General features: G+C 61.0%; 17 protein-coding genes and 1 tRNA gene. 7 read left to right on the top strand and 11 right to left on the bottom strand.

The window, feature by feature from the left end; translation table 11 throughout:
• Positions 1–87: 87 nt before the first annotated feature.
• The 3 genes from D7S89_RS23875 (at position 88) to D7S89_RS23885 (ending at position 1,562) form a co-directional block, all read left to right on the top strand.
• Positions 88–525 (top strand): type II toxin-antitoxin system MqsA family antitoxin, encoded by a 438-nt coding sequence (locus D7S89_RS23875; RefSeq protein ID WP_121281350.1) that lies wholly within the window; start codon positions 88–90, stop codon positions 523–525.
• Between the two features lie 289 nt (positions 526–814).
• Positions 815–1,216: a type II toxin-antitoxin system RelE/ParE family toxin gene (locus D7S89_RS23880; RefSeq protein WP_121281351.1), complete on the top strand. Its 402-nt coding sequence runs from the start codon at positions 815–817 to the stop codon at positions 1,214–1,216.
• The gene (locus tag D7S89_RS23885) at positions 1,197–1,562 is read left to right on the top strand and encodes a helix-turn-helix domain-containing protein (RefSeq protein WP_121281352.1); all 366 of its coding nucleotides are present in this window, start codon (positions 1,197–1,199) and stop codon (positions 1,560–1,562) included. The genes D7S89_RS23880 and D7S89_RS23885 overlap by 20 nt, the downstream gene beginning before the upstream one ends.
• Before the next feature lie 93 nt (positions 1,563–1,655).
• On the opposite strand, the gene D7S89_RS23890 is transcribed toward D7S89_RS23885, so the two are convergent.
• The 3 genes from D7S89_RS23890 to D7S89_RS23900 are packed head-to-tail and all read right to left on the bottom strand — an operon-like array spanning position 1,656 to position 7,691.
• On the bottom strand, positions 1,656–4,787 hold the full coding sequence (locus D7S89_RS23890; protein WP_121281353.1) for a type I restriction endonuclease subunit R: 3,132 nt from the start codon (positions 4,785–4,787) through the stop codon (positions 1,656–1,658).
• Positions 4,784–6,115 carry a restriction endonuclease subunit S gene (locus tag D7S89_RS23895; RefSeq protein ID WP_121281354.1) on the bottom strand — a complete coding sequence of 444 codons (1,332 nt, stop codon included), beginning with the start codon at positions 6,113–6,115 and terminating at the stop codon, positions 4,784–4,786. The genes D7S89_RS23890 and D7S89_RS23895 overlap by 4 nt, the downstream gene beginning before the upstream one ends.
• Entirely contained in the window at positions 6,105–7,691 is a 1,587-nt protein-coding gene (locus D7S89_RS23900) for a class I SAM-dependent DNA methyltransferase (protein WP_121281355.1), read from the bottom strand. The genes D7S89_RS23895 and D7S89_RS23900 overlap by 11 nt, the downstream gene beginning before the upstream one ends.
• A 246-nt stretch (positions 7,692–7,937) precedes the next feature.
• Between D7S89_RS23900 and D7S89_RS23905 the strand changes: the two genes are divergently transcribed.
• From D7S89_RS23905 to D7S89_RS23915, 3 genes are all read left to right on the top strand, one after another.
• Entirely contained in the window at positions 7,938–8,915 is a 978-nt protein-coding gene (locus D7S89_RS23905; protein ID WP_121281356.1) for a hypothetical protein, read from the top strand.
• A gap of 119 nt (positions 8,916–9,034) precedes the next feature.
• On the top strand, positions 9,035–9,235 hold the full coding sequence (locus D7S89_RS23910; RefSeq protein ID WP_060373689.1) for a hypothetical protein: 201 nt from the start codon (positions 9,035–9,037) through the stop codon (positions 9,233–9,235).
• Positions 9,232–10,359 carry an AAA family ATPase gene (locus tag D7S89_RS23915; protein ID WP_121281357.1) on the top strand — a complete coding sequence of 376 codons (1,128 nt, stop codon included), beginning with the start codon at positions 9,232–9,234 and terminating at the stop codon, positions 10,357–10,359. The genes D7S89_RS23910 and D7S89_RS23915 overlap by 4 nt, the downstream gene beginning before the upstream one ends.
• Positions 10,360–10,676: 317 nt before the next feature.
• Here the strand turns inward: D7S89_RS23915 and D7S89_RS23920 are convergent, their stop codons facing one another.
• Entirely contained in the window at positions 10,677–11,471 is a 795-nt protein-coding gene (locus tag D7S89_RS23920; RefSeq protein WP_121281421.1) for a hypothetical protein, read from the bottom strand.
• 747 nt (positions 11,472–12,218) lie between these two features.
• Here D7S89_RS23920 and D7S89_RS23925 point away from each other — a divergent pair.
• Positions 12,219–12,800 carry a DUF6573 family protein gene (locus D7S89_RS23925; RefSeq protein WP_245983215.1) on the top strand — a complete coding sequence of 194 codons (582 nt, stop codon included), beginning with the start codon at positions 12,219–12,221 and terminating at the stop codon, positions 12,798–12,800.
• 310 nt (positions 12,801–13,110) lie between these two features.
• On the opposite strand, the gene D7S89_RS23935 is transcribed toward D7S89_RS23925, so the two are convergent.
• The 7 genes from D7S89_RS23935 to D7S89_RS23965 all read right to left on the bottom strand — a co-directional run bounded on the left by D7S89_RS23935 (position 13,111) and on the right by D7S89_RS23965 (position 18,209).
• Positions 13,111–13,186, bottom strand: a tRNA-Thr gene (locus D7S89_RS23935).
• Between the two features lie 18 nt (positions 13,187–13,204).
• Positions 13,205–13,672: a ClpXP protease specificity-enhancing factor gene (locus D7S89_RS23940; protein WP_121281359.1), complete on the bottom strand. Its 468-nt coding sequence runs from the start codon at positions 13,670–13,672 to the stop codon at positions 13,205–13,207.
• A gap of 63 nt (positions 13,673–13,735) precedes the next feature.
• Entirely contained in the window at positions 13,736–14,347 is a 612-nt protein-coding gene (locus D7S89_RS23945; protein WP_027797364.1) for a glutathione S-transferase N-terminal domain-containing protein, read from the bottom strand.
• A 101-nt stretch (positions 14,348–14,448) separates the two neighbouring features.
• Entirely contained in the window at positions 14,449–15,213 is a 765-nt protein-coding gene (locus D7S89_RS23950) for a cytochrome c1 (RefSeq protein ID WP_121281360.1), read from the bottom strand.
• Positions 15,214–15,235: 22 nt separating this feature from the next.
• Complete coding sequence (locus tag D7S89_RS23955) at positions 15,236–16,615, bottom strand: cytochrome b (RefSeq protein ID WP_121281361.1); 1,380 nt, start codon at positions 16,613–16,615, stop codon at positions 15,236–15,238.
• Entirely contained in the window at positions 16,616–17,236 is a 621-nt protein-coding gene (petA, locus tag D7S89_RS23960; RefSeq protein WP_121281362.1) for a ubiquinol-cytochrome c reductase iron-sulfur subunit, read from the bottom strand.
• A gap of 226 nt (positions 17,237–17,462) precedes the next feature.
• A complete protein-coding gene (locus D7S89_RS23965; protein ID WP_121281363.1) occupies positions 17,463–18,209 on the bottom strand; it encodes a Nif3-like dinuclear metal center hexameric protein in 747 nt (248 codons plus the stop codon).
• Positions 18,210–18,226 lie beyond the last annotated feature (17 nt).

The raw sequence follows: 18,226 nt of genomic DNA on the forward strand, positions 1-18,226 counted from the left end.
TCAAGCCACCGTCGCTCGGCTGGGCCTACATCAAGATTACCGAGCGAAGCGACGGTGCGCCGGTCATCCAGTTCAAGGAGAAGTGACATGAAACATCGCAACTGCGCGAACTGCGGCACCCGTAATGGCATGACGCGGTTCGAAAACGAATCCTTTACGATCCGGCACGAGGAATTTACCGCGCAAGTTCAAGGGTTGTCGGGCTGGCGTTGCCGGACGTGCGAGGAAGTCGAGTTCGACCAGCAAAGCGCATTGCAATACGCAGAGGCCAGCGACGCGCTGGTGCTGAAGGCGCGCGAGCACACGCAGCATGAAATCCGCCGCATCCGCAAGAAACTGCACTTGAGTCAGGCGCAGGCGGCCCGCCTGACGGGGGGTGGGCACAACGCGTTCTCGCGTTACGAGAGCGGCGAAGCCACGCCTGTGGCAGCCGTAGTCAATCTGCTGAAACTACTGGACCGTCAGCCGGAACTCCTGAATGTGCTGGTGGCCCCGCAGAACGTCGAGTTGCAATTGCACCAATGAGTGCAGCCCCGAACGGGAAGCCTGTCCAGCTTCGTGTGGACGCATCCACCGATCAGAATGGCTGACTGATTGGCCGCGGCCGGCCAAACCGTCTTGCTGATGAGTTTGGAAACGCGGAGGACGCTTTGGAAACGACAAGGGGCACAGGCGCATCGAAGCCTGGATGCTCAAAGAGGCTGGTATCGACTTCGAGCCGGAGCAGGCTTCGGATTCATTTTCCGAATATGGCCCTGATTACATATGATGCTCAGACCATATGACATTGAATACATATTGATTTTGATACATAATGGCTAACATGAACTGGACGGTGCTGTTTCACGACGCATTCGACGCAGAGTTCCAAGCACTGTCAGAGAGTTTGCAGGATGAACTGCTAGCCCACGCAAGGTTGCTTGGTGAGTTTGGCCCGAATCTTGGCCGACCGACCGTTGATAGCCTCAAAGGCTCTCAACACGCCAACATGAAGGAGCTGCGCTTCGGTTGGGACAACGGCGTCTGGCGCGTTGCCTTCGCTTTCGACCCAAAACGACAGGCGATTTTATTGGTAGGTGGCGACAAGGGCGGCGCTGACCAGAAGCGGTTTTACAAGCGGCTGATTGCCGTGGCCGATGGCCGGTTCAATGAGCATCTAGCCTCGCTCGCAGCAGAGAAAGGAACGGAGAGCAAGCATGGCAAAAAAACTCGATGATGTGATGGCAGCGCTGCCCGCAGCACGTCGCGCGAAAATCGAGCGACGTGCGCAGGAACTCGCCTCCTTGAAGGACTTGCGACAGGCGGTCGAGAAAACCCAGGTCGAGTTGGCCCAGGCCCTAGGCGTCGGGCAGGACACCATTTCGCGCCTCGAACAACGTAGCGACATGCTACTTTCGACCCTACGGCGCTACATCGAAGGCATGGGTGGGAAACTGGAGCTGGTGGCGCAGTTTCCGAATCGTCCGCCAGTGGTTATTGACCATCTGGCCGAAGAAAAAGCGCCAGCCCGTTCTGCCGCTAGGGCGCAGCGCTCACCTCGGGCGAGCAGGGCAACAGCGTAATCGCGGCACACTCGCCGAACGAGGACGCGCATGTTGGCCAACCTAGACACCGTGACAAGCTTCGCTTCGGTCCACAACTGTCAGGCGGGTATATCAGGCGGTTACCCAATCCGCCGACAGCGTTTCCGCCTGCGCCAGCACCGTATCGGTCGCCTCCTCCTGCCGGTCGGGCGGATACTTATAGCGCTTGAGTAGCGTTTTGACCATCACGCGCAGCTTCGCGCGCACGGTTTCTCGCTTCGCCCAATCGACCGTAACCGTGCCGCGCAGCCTCACGACCAACTCGACCGCGATTTTCTTGAGCGTATCGTCGCCGAGTTCGCGCACCGCCGCCTCATTGGTTGCCAGCGCATCGTAAAAGGCCATTTCGTCGCTGTTCAATCCCAAGCGCTCGCCGCGCTCGGCGGCCTCCTGGAACTGTTTGGCCATCGCGATAAGCTCTTCGATGACCTGCGAAGTCTGCACCGCTCGATTGTTGTAGCGCGTCAGGCTCTGCTGCAGCAGTTCCGAGAACTTCGCGCTCTGCACTACGTTGGTTTTGAAGCGCGACTTGATTTGGTCTTTCAGCAGACGCTCCAGGAGTTCTACCGCCAAGTTGCGCTGCTTCATATGCCGCACATCATCCAGGAAGGCGTCGGACAGCACTCCAATGTCCGGCCGCTTCAACCCTGCCGCCGAGAAGATGTCGATAACCTCGTCGCTGACCACCACGCTGCTGATGATTTGCCGCAACGCGTGTTCCTTCTGCTCGTCGGTCAGCGTTTTGTTGACGTTCTCGCTCTTGGCGATGGCGGCCTTGACCGCCTGAAGAAAGGCCAGCTCGTCCCGGTACTGGAGCGCTGCATCGAGCGTGCAGCAAAGCGCGAACGCCTGGCCCGCAGCCAGGACGGCATCCGCGAAGCGTTTCTTACCGTCCTTCTGTCCGAGCACGTGGTCAGCTACAGCCGGCAACAGTTGCCATGCCTGGGTGCGGAACGCCGCGTAATCGACGCCGTGCAGCAAGTCGTGCAGCACATCCATCTTTTCCATCAACACGGCCAGCGCTTCGCGCGCGTCGATGGTAGGCCGGCCGCGTCCGTTGGCCTGCGTGTAAGTCGCCAGCGCCGCTTTCAGCTCGTTCGCAATGCCGATGTAATCGACCACCAAGCCACCCGGCTTGTCTTTGAAGACCCGGTTGACGCGCGCGATGGCCTGCATCAGGTTATGGCCCTTCATCGGCTTGTCGATGTACATGGTGTGCATGCACGGCGCATCAAAGCCCGTGAGCCACATATCGCGCACGATAACAAGCTTGAACGGGTCGGACGTGTCCTTGTACCGGAGTTCGAGCTTTTTACGAATGTCCTTCGGGTAGATGTGCGGCTTGAGCAACGCCTTGTCGGACGCCGAGCCTGTCATCACGACTTTGATAACGCCCTGCATCGGGTCGTCGCTATGCCACTCGGGACGCAGCGCAACGATAGCGTTATACAGATGCACGCAGATGTCGCGACTCATCGCGACCACCATCGCCTTGCCGTCCAGCGCGGCCAAGCGATTCTCGAAGTGGGCCACAATATCAGCAGCGATTATTTGGACACGCGGCGGCGCACCGACAATCTTCTCCAGAGCGGCCCATCGGCGCAGCGTGGCGACCTTCGATTCGTCGTTGGCCTCGTCTTCGGTCAGTTCGTCCACCTGGTCGTCGAGGTCGTCGGTGTCGGCCTCTTTCAGCTCCAGCTCAGCCAAGCGGCTTTCGTAGTAAATCGGCACTGTCGCGCCATCCTTCACGGCCTGCTCGATGTCGTACACATGGACGTAATCGCCGAACACGGCGCGCGTATCGCGGTCGTCGAGCGAAACCGGCGTGCCAGTGAACGCAACGAACGTGGCACCGGGGAGCGCATCACGCAGATACTGCGCATAGCCGTAGCGCACAGCCGAATTGGCCGGTGACGCACCGTCCTTGCCCGCATCCGTCAGGCGCGCATCGAAACCATACTGGCTGCGGTGCGCTTCGTCGCAGATAACGACGATATTGTGCCGTTCGGAGAGCACCGGGAATGTGTCCTCGTCCTCGCCGGGCGTGAACTTCTGAATGGTCGTGAAAATGATGCCACCGGACGGGCGATTGGCGAGCAGGCGGCGCAGTTCGGTACGCGTATCAGCCTGCACCGGCGTTTCACGAAGCAACTCGCTGGCTCCGGCGAACACACCGAAGAGCTGGTTGTCCAGGTCGTTGCGGTCAGTGACGACCAAGAGAGTCGGGTTCTGCATCTCCGCACTGGCCATTAGTGCACCGGCCAGGCAGGTCATTTCGATGCTCTTGCCCGCGCCCTGCGTATGCCAGACGACGCCGCCCTTGCGCGAACCGCCGGGGGCCGAGGCGTGCAACACGCTATCGACCACTGCGCGCACCGCGTGGAACTGGTGGTACGCGGCAATCTTTTTGACGAGCGCGCCTTCGTCCTCGAACAGGATGAAGTGGTGCAGGTAGTCGAGCAGGTAGTCGCGGCGGAACAGACCGCGCGTGAGTGTTTCGAGTTCGCGCATCGCGCCAAGCGGGTCGGTTTCTCGGCCGTCGATGGTACGCCAAGCTAGGAAGCGTTCCTTGCTCGACGTGAGCGAACCCATGCGGGCCGTGGTGCCGTCCGAGATAACCTGTATCGCATTGGTGTGGAACAGCTCGGGAATGTCTTCCTGGTAAGCCTGAAGCTGATTCCATGCGCCCCAGATGTCTGCATTCTGGTCGCCGGGGTTCTTCAGTTCGACCACGACAATCGGTAGACCGTTGAGGAACAGCACGACATCGGGACGGCGGGTTTTCTTCGCGCCCTGGATGCTGAACTGGTTGACGGCCAGCCAGTCGTTCGCGGCCGCGTCGGAGAAATCGGCGAGGCGTACGCGGTCGCCGCGCGTCTCGCCATCCTTCTGGAACTCGACCGGCACGCCATCGACCAGCCAGCGGTAGAGCTGGCGATTGGCATTGACGAGGCCGGGGACGTTCGGGTTCAGCACATGGCGCAGCGCGTCGTCGCGAGCGCCGGGCGGGATATGAGGGTTGAGCTTCGCAACGGCGGCAGCCAGGCGATGACGCAGGACGACATCGCGGTACGTGTCGCGTTCGGTGCCGGGCGTCTTACTGTCGGGCGGGGAAATGTCGGGGCCGTGGGCGGTTTGCCAGCCGAGGTCGACCAGCCAGCCGAGCATGGCCTGTTCGACTGCATCCTCGCTGATGACGCTCATGCAAGTGCCTCGTTCAATTGCGCCTCGGCTTCGGGGAGACGGAGTTTGCCGGAAATTAGGCGGGGCAATAGCGCATCACGTAATGCCGCAAGCGCTTTCGCCTGATTGTCGTTTGCTGCGATACGGGCTTGTATATTACCGAACACCGTTTCAGTAGCAACGGCGATACGCTCATCAGGGGGGGCAGCCAGTGGGAATTGCATAAGGCGTGACAGGTCGATACGTTGACGGCCACTCGTTCCCGTCATCGCCTGAATGGCAAACTGCCGAAATGGCTCGTGTCTGGCCAGCAAATATGCGCAGTATGTCGGAAATTTCAGTCGCGAATGCAACACGATAAATTCCGTTGAACCCCAACCTATTTCGTTTTCCCCAAGAAAATCGACAAACGCTGATTTTCCATTTTCGAGGCATGGGGTAATTTTTGCCAGCAGCGCATCCCCATTTCTAAATTTGCAACCGGAGCCAAACGGTCGAAAACCAACATGCCCCAATGGTCGGTGACCAGTCGTTGGAGCATTAGCCATTTCCAAATAGGCGGCGTCTCCCCCTTTTTTCAGCGAGCGAGATGGATTCAACTCGAATGCCTCGCCCAGAGTAATGGCATGCCATCCCTTCGGAATCTCACCCAACACCGAATTCTCAAACGAATCAGGAAACAGCGCAGCCGTATCGGCATCCAAACCTTCCGGCTCGCGGCCTGCGGCCTTCGCGCGCACCGGGTCGAAGTCGATGAACCAGCTTTTGAACAGGGCTTGGGCGATGGATTCGAGGGTGGCGTTGGTCTGGCGCAGGAGGTCGATGCGGTCGTCGAGGTTCTCAAGTATCTCGGCACATTGCTGCTGGACCGGCATGGAAGGAACGGGAATCCGCAGTTCCGCCAAGTCACTGCCCGTAATTCCCGACACTGCCACTTGCCGAAGAATCGTCCGCATTAATTCCCGACCTTGTGGCGACGCGAAGTAGTAATAAAGATAGTCGCTGCTCGCCTTTGACGGGTCTGGACGCGCTCGAATGATGGAACTTTCAAATGTAGTAGGCTCAAACACTTCCTTTACGACGCTACACCTCCCAGCTCCTTCGGCCACAAGGGAGCGTCTAGCAAAGAGCAAATCTCCTTGTCGAAGCGACGACTTACGGATTTCGTTGTCTGTGAGTTCAAGCCTTTTCATCGGCACATCGCGAAGTCGCGGATGACCGAAGAGTTCCCCCATATTAACGACCTTAGCTCCTCGGCCATGGTGCTCTTTCGACTTGTAGACGCCGTTTCGCAGAGGTTCAGCTAGCAAGTCGGCAAACTGAACAAGCGGATACTCTTCAGACCGCATATCCAATTCCCCCGAGCTTCTCCCGAATCACCGCATCTAGTTCCGCGCCCTTCGCCATCTGCTCGGCAAGCTGCGCGGTCAGCCGCTCCATCTTCTCGCCGAAGGCTTCGTCATCGTCTTCTGTTTCTTCCGCGCCGACATAGCGCCCTGGCGTGAGCATATACCCGTGTTCCGCAATCTCGGCCACCGACACCGACCGGCAGAATCCCGGCACATCGGCATAAGACACATCAGCCCCATCCTCGCCATCCGCGCGCCAGGCATGTACGGTCGAGGCGATGCGCGCGATGTCCTCGTCATCGAACACACGCACCACGCGCGACGCCATCCGCCCGAGCTTGCGCGCGTCGATGAACAGCACCTCGCCGCGCCGGTCACGGCCGACCTGACGGCCAGGGGACGGCGTACCGCTCTTGTCCCTGGCGAGGAACCACAGGCACGCTGGAATCTGGGTGTTGAAGAAAAGCTGCGGCGGCAGCGCGACCATCACATCGACCACGGCAGCCTCGACCATCGCGCGGCGAATCTCGCCTTCGCTATTCTGCGAACTGGACATGCTGCCATTGGCCAGCACCACGCCCGCCTGCCCGCGCGGACTCAGGTGATGCAGGATATGTTGCAGCCACGCATAGTTCGCGTTGCCTGCCGGCGGCACGCCATACGTCCAGCGTCGGTCGTCGGCCAGCCGCTCGCCGCCCCAATCGCTGATATTGAATGGCGGATTGGCGAGCACGTAGTCGGCGCGCAAGTCGGGGTGCTGGTCGCGGTGGAAGGTATCGGCCGGCTCCTTGCCGAGGTCGGCCGAGAAACCGCGAATCGCCAGGTTCATCGCCACCAGCCGCCATGTGGTCGGGTTCGCTTCCTGGCCGTAGATGCTGATGTCATCCGCCTTGCCGCCGTGCGACTCGATGAATTTCTCGGACTGCACGAACATCCCGCCCGAACCGCAGCAGGGGTCGTACACGCGCCCCTCGTGCGGAGCCAGCACTTCGACGAGCACGCGCACCACCGAGGCCGGCGTGTAGAACTGGCCGCCTTTCTTGCCTTCGGCCGTCGCGAACTGACCGAGAAAATATTCATAGACCTCGCCGAGCAGGTCTTTGGCGTGGTGGCCCTCGCCGAAACCGACCGTCGAAATCAAGTCCACCAGTTCGCCGAGCTTGCCCGGTTCGAGCTGCGTGCGACCGAAACGCTTGTCGAGGATGCCTTTAAGGCTCTTGTTATCGGCCTCGATAGCTTCCAGTGCCGAATCAATCCGCACGCCGATGTCCGGCTGCTTGGCTTGCGCGCGGATGGATTCCCAACGCGCGGACGCCGGCACCCAGAACACGTTCGCCATCGTGTAGTAATCGCGTTCTTCCAGCGCTTCAGCATGGTCGGTCGCGTCGGGCAGATACAGGTCGTCTTCCTGGTTGCCGAACGCCGCCGCGAGCTGCGCGCGGCGCTCGTCGAACGCATCGGAGATGTATTTCAGGAAAATCAGGCCGAGCACGATGTGCTTGTACTCAGCGGCATCCATCGATGAGCGCAGCTTGTCGGCGGCGGCCCAGAGGGTTTTCTTCAGGTCTTGGTTCACTGGTAGGACGGAATATGGGAATCGTCCAGGATGATAGTCTCATCGCATTGGACTCGTCATGCTGATACCGCATCGAGGCGCACGGCCCGGACCTCTGTAATGCCCAATGGCAACGAGGCTTCACGAAATGCGGGTATCTGCCGATATAGGACTTCTTGGCCATATCGGCCAACTTGTCCAAGCTGCCGAAGCTGGTCATGCTGGCCAAGTTCAAACGGATTATACAAAGCAGGATGAGAGGAAAACGTGCGTGACGCGGAAAACCGGTCGAAAGACAGCGGGCAATTCATCAGTTTGTGGGAGCTATTCGGGCAAATCGGCCAGGCGGAAACGGCCATAGTGTACGAGGCGGCTGGTTATCTAGTTTCGGCCCCAGAAGCCGACTTGACTGGCATCAACGACATCCGCTCCCGTGACGCATCGGGCGTCATACTTCCCTTGGACATGGGTGCGCGCTTGCAGCTGCTCAGTCAGCTTCGTCTCTTTGCTGACCAGGGAACGCTGTTCGACGCGGACGGCACGCCGAACGACGACGCGCAGCCCCTGTTCGAGCGTATCGGCTTCTACGTGGAGGACATCTATCCCTTTCTGTTGCGCCACGATGTCGCCGTCGTGCGGCCGGACGAGATGGATTCGGACTCGCGGCGGTTTCCAGACGGGCGGCATGTGCCGGGTTGGATACGCGCTTACGACGGTAAAGCGTGGATTTCGCACTACCGCGCCACCACCATCCTTATCGCCGGCACGAGTGATGCCGGGGTTCAATCGCCTGCATACGATGACGTGTTCTGGAAATGGAAGGCTGCCGTGACCGATGGCGTCGAGCGCACGGAGATTGCAGCGACCACGATTTCCGGCAAGCAGATGCTCTTGCATACCGATATTCGCTCTTGGTGCGCGCGGCACGGCTATGCGTGGCCTCTTGAAGCGCCCGCCGCCGAACTCGTCGCGGTCGCTGCCGACGAGACTAGCGCAGGAGGTGCTCGGGCATCGGAGCCGGGCATTACGCCCCGCCCCTTGCAGCAACAAGCCTTCCAGGAACAGGAAATTCTGAGGGTTCTAGCGGAACTCGGACATGACCCACTGAGCTTGCGTAAATCCCCCGCCGGGCAGCCAGGTGTGAAGGCCGAGGTTCGCAAAACCCTGAACTGGCAAGGCTCCACGACGTTCGACAAGGCGTGGGAGCGGTTGAGGCGCAACAAGGAAATCGCCGACGCCCGGTAATGTCCCCCGTGCCCGTCTCCCCCAAGTTGGGGGAACGGGGACGCTTGTGGGGGACGGTATAGGGGTAAATCTAATGCGTATCACCCTAACGAAACGCCAAACGGCGAAAGGTGATACAGATGAATCTCCAGCATACCCTCCGCCCGTTCCTCACGACCGAGGAACTCGCCTCGATGATGGCCGTGCGTCCGCAGTCCATCCGCAAGCGCTACATGGAAACCGGCAGCTATCACGGCGTGCGCCCGGTGAAACTCCCGAACCGCTTTCTCGCCTGGCCGAGTAATGCTCTGGAACAACTTATGGGCGGGGTGGCGGCATGAATCTCGTCACGTCCACCGCACAAACGCAAGCCGACGCAACTATCCTGCCGCTCGCCAAACCGGCACCGACCAGCAAGCCCGAACCCGCGAGCGATGGCGTCATCGTCGTCAACGGTGCTTCGATGCACCCGCAACCCATGAACTGGCTCTGGGACGGCTATTTCGCCCGCGGCAAGATGACCCTGCTGGCCGGCGAGCCGGGTACCGGCAAAACGACGATTGCCATGTCCATCGGTGCCACGGTCACGCAAGGCGGCATCTGGCCTGACGGTACCGTGGCCGAGGCGGGCAATATCGTCATCTGGTCTGGCGAAGACGACCCGCGCGATACGCTGACGCCGCGCCTGATGGCCGCCGGTGCCGACATGAACCGCGTGTACTTCGTTACGGGCACGCGCATTGAAGGCAAAGTAAAGTGCTTCGACCCAGCTCGCGATATGCCCGCACTCAAGGAGACGTGCGAGAAAATCGGCAATGTCCGGTTGCTTATCATCGACCCCATCGTGTCCGCCGTGTCGGGCGACAGCCACAAGAACACGGAAACCCGTCGCGCGCTGCAACCGCTCGTGGACCTGGCTGCCAGTGTCGGCGCAGCGCTGCTCGGCATCACGCACTTCAACAAAGGTAAGGCGGGCAGCAACCCGGCGCAGTGGGTCAACGGTTCGGTCGCGTTCACGGCCGTGGCGCGCGTCGTGCTGATTGCGGCGAAGGTGAAGCGCGACAGCGACGAAGACATCCGCATATTCGCTCGCGCCAAGTCGAACATCGGGCCGGACGATGGCGGTTTCGAGTACCAAATCGAACAGTGCGAACCGGCCGCCGGCGTCCCGTCTTCATGCATCGCATGGGGCGATGAAGTCTCGGGTTCCGCACACGAACTACTCGGCAACCAGGAAAAAAACGAAGGGCGCGGCAGCAGTGCAGTCGATTCGGCTCGGGAGTTTTTGGCCGAACTGCTGAGCGCTGGCGACGTCCCGGCCAAAGCCATCGAGGCCGACGCCGAACAGGCCGGTATCGCGCTGCGCACCCTGCGCCGTGCGTCGGATGCCCTGCGCGTGGAAAAGTACAAGGGCAAGGACAGCAAGTGGTACTGGAGCCTGCCGGAGTTGGCCAACAGGGAATAGCTGGCCAAGATGGCCAATATGCCGCGCGATTAATCATAAGCAACCGCCCAGTCGGCAATTGACCAACTGGACGGTTGTCGCGGCAACATCGCCGCCGTGGCCTCGATACGTCTGGCCCTCGCGTGTTTCTGAACCTCAGCACTGCAACTGCTGACCCCTGATGCTTGTTTACGTGCGATAGCCGGAAGCGCGAGCGCGCGCGCATCGCACGGCCTGCTTGAATGGCGGGCAGAAAAGGTCATCCACTACACGCACAGACCGGCTCGGCTGGCGTGGGTGGCCTGTACCCAGGCCGCCGGTTTGTGGCGGCCTGGTTTTTACTTGAACGCGATGTCCTCGAAACTGTATAGCGCATCGACGTGGGATGTGAGCCGGTTTATTGTGGCTTCGCTCCATCCGGCGGCTTTCAGTTCGCGCACCAGTCGCACGTGGAATGCTGGCGTGCAGATGAAGATGACCTTTGCCCAACGCAGCCCGCCGAGCAGCGCCGGCCCGTCTGTCCGGTGTGCATCGTCATGGACGGCTTTCAGGAAGGCATGGAGCTTCGCCCAGTCGCTGGCCCGGCGACGCGATTTCTCGACCTCAATCCACCAGACCCGTCCATCCCCTTGCAGCAGCACGTCGGGCTTCTTGCCCGCGATGCCTTGCTCGCCGCCGAGCCACTTGTCCTGCGCGATTTCGCGCTCGGTCGAAACGCGGAATCCGGCCACGATGCCGGCAATCGCAATGTCGTTCGCGATGCTGCGGTGGCGGAACTGCGCCGAGCTGAAGCGCCTCACCAAATCCTTGCCCGATACGGCCGGCACGCCGAGCTGCGCGAGCCGACGTACACCCGCTTCGGCGAGCGCGTAAATCAGGCTGCCGTCTGGTGCACGCGCCCGCAGCACTTGGCGAGCCAAATACAGTCGGCGCAGCGTGCGTTGCGCCATCAGCCGGGCCGATGCGGTCGGCATCCGCGGCTGCATGTCCGGCTCGCCGGCCGGCTTTCGCAGCCAAGGCTGCCAAAGGAGCGCCCCAAGCGATTTCGTAGGCAGCCAGCCGAAGCGATTGAGCGCGCGCAATACGCGCACCTCGTTCTGGCTAGCCACAATCCGGCCGTCCTGCGCTGTCACGGTATGTCTCTCCTTGGTTTCGACATTTCCGTATAGCGCGTGACCACCCATATGTGCCCCTGTATGCCCGGAGTCATACAGGGGGAACGAAGCCGCTTGCGCGGCAAGGCCACCATCCCCTTACGCGGCCTGTACGGCCGCACGGGGATTCGTCGGGCTGGACGCCCGCCGTGTCCTTAAAACCAGCGCCCCGCACTGCGTGCGGGCAAGGTACTCATCCGTCCGCGCGGGATGCGCCGCCGGCTCCGGCCTGTGGGCCTACGGTCTACGCTGTGCTGCGACCCGACTACCTTGCCCGCACGCAGCGCAAGCGCTGCGCTTCGGGGCGGGGCTCCGCCCCCGGCCCTCTGCCGGTCGCTGGGGCGACCTCTGTCAGCTTGGGCTGTCAGCGATGACCGGCTCCCCCACGCAGACCGGCAACCGTCCTGGGGGCCGGTGCGCCAGTCTGTGCTGCGCACTGAACGCGCTTGCCCCACGTCGCTACGCGACGCGGCCCCCCTTCACCGTCGCGCTGATGCGCGCCACTGGCTTGCGAGTCACGCACGCTACGCGTGCATGGGTCGCGCTCGCACGTGGCCCACCGGCCCCGCTCTCCCGCGACGCCAGTTTCGTCGCAATGGCGGCCTGCCGCCGTCCTTCCCGCCGCTTAGCCCAAACGGATGACTGTACGCCAGGCGTGCCGCCATACAAGGTTGAACGCTGCGCGCACGTTCCTCACCCGTTTCCTTCGGACTGCGGCTTCCGGACGTGACCTTGCACGTCGCCCCTGTTGCCTGGTCGTCGCAGTGCATCAGGGCGAAGCAGAGGGAAGAACGGCGGCAGACACAGCGCCACCCCATGCCGGCACCGGCAAACGGTGTAAGGGGGCTCTGCATCAGGAACCCGGTCAGCTTTAAAGGAGCGAACACCATGCAGGACAACACGCACAACCCAGACGACGTTTTCGGTAAGACGATTTCGAGCTATACCCGCGCGCAAGCGATTGCCGATGGCGTGCTGGTCAACGTGAGCGGTCTGGCGCGAGAAGTCGGCTTTCGTATTCCGGTCGCGGTGACATCAGCGGTATGGGCAGATTGCGTGGCGTGGACTGACGCGGACAGCGAGAGGCAGGCCGCACAGGACGAAAGCGGTCGGCTTTGGGACGTGCTCTGGATGGGTGCACTGGCAGCAAAGCGCGCACGAGGCGTGCAGCGTATCGCGTTTGAACTGCACCGCGTGCCGCGCGGCGGTCATGGTACGCAGCCTCGACCGGTCGTGCTGAATCTGCATATCGGCCCAGGCGACAACGCCGAACCCGTTATCACGATTCTGATGTCCGACGACGACTGAGTTTCACCCGCCTCGTCGATGACGGCGGGCGTCTTCCAACCGCTCAACAAGGAGAGCGCTATGACTTACCCTATCAATCCGGCAACCGGCTTGCCAATGACCAGCGAGGATTACTCCGGCGTCGATGTCGGCGGCAATCCATACGGCACGCGGCTCGACTCGCGCCACCCTGGTCAGCGCCCTTCTGGGACGTCATGTAACCGAAACGACGTTGACCGGGATTGAGGAAATCCAGTTACACAGCGGTTACACGACCAACAGAAATGAACAAGGGGTTACAAGAAAAATCTTGTAACCCCTTGATTGTATTTGGTGCCGGCTGCAGGACTCGAACCCGCCACCTGATGATTACAAATCAACTGCTCTACCAGATGAGCTAAGCCGGCTGAGCCTGCGATTCTACTTCATTTCACAATCTTCAGGTGAGCTTTACCACCACCTTTTGATCCGTCGTCGTGCGACACGGGAGCAGACGCGGACTCCTGCCCCTCGGACGCTTGCTCCGAAGACTCCGCCGCCGGCAGCTCGGGCGCCCTTTCGACACCCTCGGCATTGATGACCGGCTCAACAGGAAACGCCATCCCCTGCCCGTTCTCGCGCGCGTAAATTGCGAGCACGTTCGCGACCTGCACCTCGATCTTGTGCGACTTGCCCGAGAACCGCGCATTGAACTCGATCCACTCGTTGCCCATCTGCAGCTGGCTCGTCGCCTCGAAGCTGATGTTCAGCACGATCTCGTCGTTGTGCACGAACTGGCGCGGCACGCGCGTCTGGCTGTCGACCCTCACCGCGATATGCGGCGTATATCCGTTATCGGTGCACCACTCGTACAACGCGCGCAGCAGATACGGCTTCGTCGAAATTTCTTGCATCAACTGTCCTCGCACGGAGCAGGCGCCGCGCTCAAGCCGCGCAGCGCCCCTCCAAAGCAGCCCTTAGCGGCGCATCACCTTTTCCGAAGGCGTCAGCGCTTCGATATAAGCGGGCCGGCTGAAAATGCGCTCGGCGTACTTCATCAGCGGCGCGGCGTTCTTCGACAGCTCGATGCCGTAGTGATCCAGACGCCACAGCAGCGGTGCGATCGCCACGTCGAGCATCGAGAACTCTTCGCCCAGCATGTACTTGTTCTTCAGGAAGATCGGCGCGAGCTGCGTCAGACGATCGCGAATCGCCAGACGCGCCTTCTCGTGATTCTTCTCTGCCGCCTTGCCCTTCTCGTTCTCGAGCGTGCTGACGTGGACGAACAGCTCCTTCTCGAAATTCAGCAGGAACAGGCGCGCACGCGCACGCTGCACCGGATCGGCCGGCATCAGCTGCGGATGCGGAAAGCGCTCGTCGATGTACTCGTTGATGATGTTCGATTCGTACAGAATCAAGTCGCGCTCGACGAGGATCGGCACCTGACCGTACGGATTCATCACGGCGATGTCTTCCGGCTTGTTGAACAGGTCGACGTCGCGAATCTCGAAGTCCATGCCCTTTTCGAACAGCACCAGCCGGCAACGCTGGGAGAAGGGGCAGGTAGTGCCGGAATACAGAACCATCATGTTTAAAATTTCCTCAAAAAGCTGAAGGGCCAGCGCGCCGAAAAACCCGCCTTTCAAGCGAGCCCTTCCTTGCGCCGGCCCCACACCGGTTCACGGCGTGTTTATTTAACGTCCTTCCAGTACGCCGCGTTGAGCCGCCAGGCTAAAAAAGTCAACACGCCCAGGAACAGCAGCACCCACACGCCAAGCTGCTTGCGCGTCTGCTGCGTCGGCTCCGACATCCAATTCAGGTAAGCAACCAGGTCGGCCACGGCAGAATCATAATCTACCGACGCCATCGTTCCCGGCTTTACCTGCTGGAAGCCCACGAATCGATGCATTTTCTCACCCGTTTCCGGATCTGTCGCATCCTCGAATTTCGCCGTCCGCTGGCCCTGGAGCTGCCACAACACGTTCGGCATGCTGACGTTCTCGAACACCATGTTGTTCCAGCCCGTCGGCCGCGTGTCATCGCGGTAGAAGCTGCGCAAGTACGTATAGAGCCAGTCCCGGCTGCGCGCGCGCGCCTCTACCGATAAATCGGGCGGCGCCGCGCCGAACCACGCCTTCGCATCGTCGGGATGCATCGCAATCGTCATCGTGTTGCCGACCTTGTCTGTCGTGAACAGCAAATTCTGCTCGATGTCCTTTTGCGAGATCCCGAGCTGCGTCAGCGAGCTGTAACGCACCAGATTCGCGCTGTGGCAATTCAGGCAATAGTTTACAAACAATTGTGCGCCATGCTGCAACGAAGCGAGATTCTGCGTGTTGTCAGGCGCACGGTCGAGTGGAAAATTTTCGTCCGCGCGCACCGCGCTCGCCACGCCCATCGTCAGCGTCAACGCCGCCGCGCCAATTAGCGCGAGCTTCGAAAGCCATGTTTTCATGTCGTGTTGTCCTCGCTCGCGGTTAATGGGGCTTGAAACGCACACGCTCCGGCGGCTGCTTGAACTTGCCGAGCGGCGTCCAGAACGGCATGCCGAGGAAGAACGCGAAGTAGATCAGCGCGCAGATCTGCGCGATCAGCGTCGCGGCCGGCGACGGCGGCTTCGTCCCAAGGAACGCGAGGGTCAGGAAGGCGAGCACGAAGATCGCGTAGAACACCTTATGAAAGAACGGCCGATAGCGGATCGACTTGACCGGACTGCGGTCGAGCCACGGCAGGAAACACAGCGAGATCACCGCCGAGCCCATCACCACGACGCCCCAGAACTTCGATTCGGTCAGCCACATCGCCAAGACGACGAGCACCGCGAGCACCGGCAACCCCACCTTCCACTTGCCGCGCGCCCTCACGAGCGCCAGCACGCCGAGCAACGCGACGACGATCATCAGCACGATCTTGAACGGGTCCGTGGTCGCGCGCAGCATCGCGTAGAACGCGGTGAAGTACCACACGGGCGCGATCTCGGGCGGCGTCTGCAGCGGATTGGCCGGGATGAAGTTGTTCTGCTCGAGGAAATAGCCGCCCATCTCGGGTGAGAAGAAGATGATCGCCGCGAACACCACGAGGAATCCGCACACCCCCATCAGGTCGTGCACGGAGTAGTACGGGTGGAACGGGATGCCGTCGAGCGGCACGCCGTCGGGCCCCTTCTTGGCCTTGATCTCGATGCCGTCAGGGTTGTTCGAGCCCACTTCATGCAGTGCGATCAGGTGTACGAACACGAGCAGCAGCAGCACGAGCGGAATCGCGACGACATGGAACGCGAAGAAGCGGTTCAGCGTGACGTCGGAAACGACATAATCGCCGCGAATCCACAGCGAGAGGTCAGGACCGACGAACGGAATCGCCGAGAACAGGTTCACGATCACCTGCGCGCCCCAGTACGACATCTGGCCCCACGGCAACAGGTAGCCGAAGAACGCTTCGGCCATCAGGCACAGGAAGATCGCACAGCCGAACAGCCATACGAGCTCGCGCGGCTTGCGGTACGAGCCGTAGAGCAGCCCACGGAACATGTGCAGATAGACGACCACGAAGAACATCGACGCGCCCGTCGAATGCATGTAGCGAATGAGCCAGCCCCACGGCACCTCGCGCATGATGTACTCGACCGACGCGAACGCAAGCGTCGAATCCGGCTTGTAGTTCATCGTCAGGAAGATGCCCGTGACGATCTGGTTCACGAGCACGAGCAGCGCGAGCGAGCCGAAGAAGTACCAGAAGTTGAAGTTCTTCGGCGCGTAGTATTCGGACACGTGCGTCTTCCACGTCTTCGTCATCGGAAAACGTCGATCGATCCAGCCTGCAAAGCCGGTCGTTTCCACTTGTTTTTCCGTCGCCATTTACGCTTCTCCTTGTTCGTCCTTGCCGATCACGATCGTCGTCGCCGACGTGAACATGTAGCGAGGAATGTCGAGGTTCTGCGGCGCAGGCTTGTTCTTGAAGACGCGGCCGGCCAGGTCGTAAGTCGAGCCGTGGCACGGGCACAGGAAGCCGCCGGGCCAGTCGTTGGGCAGATTGGCCTGCGGCCCCGACTGAAAACGCGGCGTCGGCGTGCAACCAAGGTGCGTGCAGACGGCAACGGCGACGAGAATGTTCTTGTGATCGGCGCGCGAGCGGTATTCGTTGTTGCAGTACGCAGGCAACGGTATCGAGAACGGCTTCTCCGTATGCGGATCGGCGACTTCGTCGTCGGCCTTCACGACCTCTGCCAGCATGGCATCGGTGCGATTGATGATCCACACGGGCTTGCCGCGCCAGGCCACGGTCTTCATGTCGCCGGGCTTCAGATCGCTGATGTCGACCTCGACCGGCGCACCGGCGGCCTTGGCCTTCTCGGATGGTGCTAAAGAGCTCGCAAAGGGTATGACAGCGGCCACGCCTCCAAAGCCGCCTGCTACGGACGTCGCAATCAGCCAAGTACGGCGGCTGTCGTCGACGCGTTGATCTTCTTTGTCTCGCATCACACGCCCCACTTCTGAGTTGGATTTTCCGACACGCTTTTTGCCACCGCCGCTAGTTTGCGCGAATGGAGTCGGCATTTACAAGAGCCGACCGACAAAAAGCGTGCGAAGCGCTTGATCCGTAAGGGTTTCCCCGCACCGACAATGCGTTATCGACTATCTCGTTTCTCTTTAAGCGTTTCCTGTATCGGCACGATTATTGCGGGATAACCCGCCATGCATGGAATTAAACGGGATTATCGACATCGATAAATAGATGCTCGATGTCGAATTGCTCCGACAAGTGCGCGCCGACGGCCTGTACACCATACCGTTCTGTCGCATGGTGACCCGCCGACACGAACGCGACGCCGCTCTCGGCCGCGATATGCGTCGTCGGTTCGGAGATCTCGCCGGTCAGGAAGACGTCGGCACCGACATCGATGGCCGCTTCGAAGTAACTCTGCGCAGCGCCCGTGCACCACGCGACGCGCCGCAGTTCGCCATCGGGATCACCGAGCACGAGCGGCGTGCGGCCCAGCGTCTGCTCGACTTGCGCGGCGAAGTGCGCGAGCGTGATGGGCATCGGCAGCGTCGACATCCAGCCGAGTTTGTCCGCGCCGAATCGGGTATCGGCGATCAGGCCCAGGCGCGCGCCGAGCTGCGCGTTGTTGCCGTATTCCGGGTGATCGTCGAGCGGCAGATGGTAGGCGAACAGGTTGATCTCGTTGGCGATCAGCAGCTTGAGCCGGCGGTACTTGCGCCCCGTCACCTGCGGCGCCTCGTTGCGCCAGAAGTAGCCGTGATGCACGAGCACGGCATCGGCGCCCCACTCGTGCGCGGCTTCGAGGAACGCCAGCGAGGCAGTCACGCCGGTCGCGATCTTGTCGATGCGGCGACGCCCTTCGACTTGCAGCCCGTTCGGGCAATAGTCCTTGAACCGATCAATATCGAGCATGTCGTTCAAGTACAATTCAAGTTCTATACGATCCATAGAAACCTCGATTCTTC

The organism is Trinickia fusca, assembly GCF_003628145.1.
In the GTDB taxonomy this organism is placed as follows: Bacteria; Pseudomonadota; Gammaproteobacteria; order Burkholderiales; family Burkholderiaceae; genus Trinickia; species Trinickia fusca.

Excerpts from the sequence above, each read along its gene's own strand:
- petA (WP_121281362.1), bottom strand. The coding sequence starts at position 17,236 with ATGCGAGACAAAGAAGATCAACGCGTCGACGACAGCCGCCGTACTTGG.
- D7S89_RS23885 (WP_121281352.1), top strand. The coding sequence starts at position 1,197 with ATGGCAAAAAAACTCGATGATGTGATGGCAGCGCTGCCCGCAGCACGT.
- D7S89_RS23940 (WP_121281359.1), bottom strand. The coding sequence starts at position 13,672 with ATGCAAGAAATTTCGACGAAGCCGTATCTGCTGCGCGCGTTGTACGAG.
- D7S89_RS23895 (WP_121281354.1), bottom strand. The coding sequence starts at position 6,115 with ATGCGGTCTGAAGAGTATCCGCTTGTTCAGTTTGCCGACTTGCTAGCT.
- D7S89_RS23965 (WP_121281363.1), bottom strand. The coding sequence starts at position 18,209 with ATGGATCGTATAGAACTTGAATTGTACTTGAACGACATGCTCGATATT.
- D7S89_RS23890 (WP_121281353.1), bottom strand. The coding sequence starts at position 4,787 with ATGAGCGTCATCAGCGAGGATGCAGTCGAACAGGCCATGCTCGGCTGG.
- D7S89_RS23950 (WP_121281360.1), bottom strand. The coding sequence starts at position 15,213 with ATGAAAACATGGCTTTCGAAGCTCGCGCTAATTGGCGCGGCGGCGTTG.
- D7S89_RS23945 (WP_027797364.1), bottom strand. The coding sequence starts at position 14,347 with ATGATGGTTCTGTATTCCGGCACTACCTGCCCCTTCTCCCAGCGTTGC.
- D7S89_RS23910 (WP_060373689.1), top strand. The coding sequence starts at position 9,035 with ATGAATCTCCAGCATACCCTCCGCCCGTTCCTCACGACCGAGGAACTC.
- D7S89_RS23880 (WP_121281351.1), top strand. The coding sequence starts at position 815 with ATGGCTAACATGAACTGGACGGTGCTGTTTCACGACGCATTCGACGCA.
- D7S89_RS23955 (WP_121281361.1), bottom strand. The coding sequence starts at position 16,615 with ATGGCGACGGAAAAACAAGTGGAAACGACCGGCTTTGCAGGCTGGATC.
- D7S89_RS23915 (WP_121281357.1), top strand. The coding sequence starts at position 9,232 with ATGAATCTCGTCACGTCCACCGCACAAACGCAAGCCGACGCAACTATC.
- D7S89_RS23875 (WP_121281350.1), top strand. The coding sequence starts at position 88 with ATGAAACATCGCAACTGCGCGAACTGCGGCACCCGTAATGGCATGACG.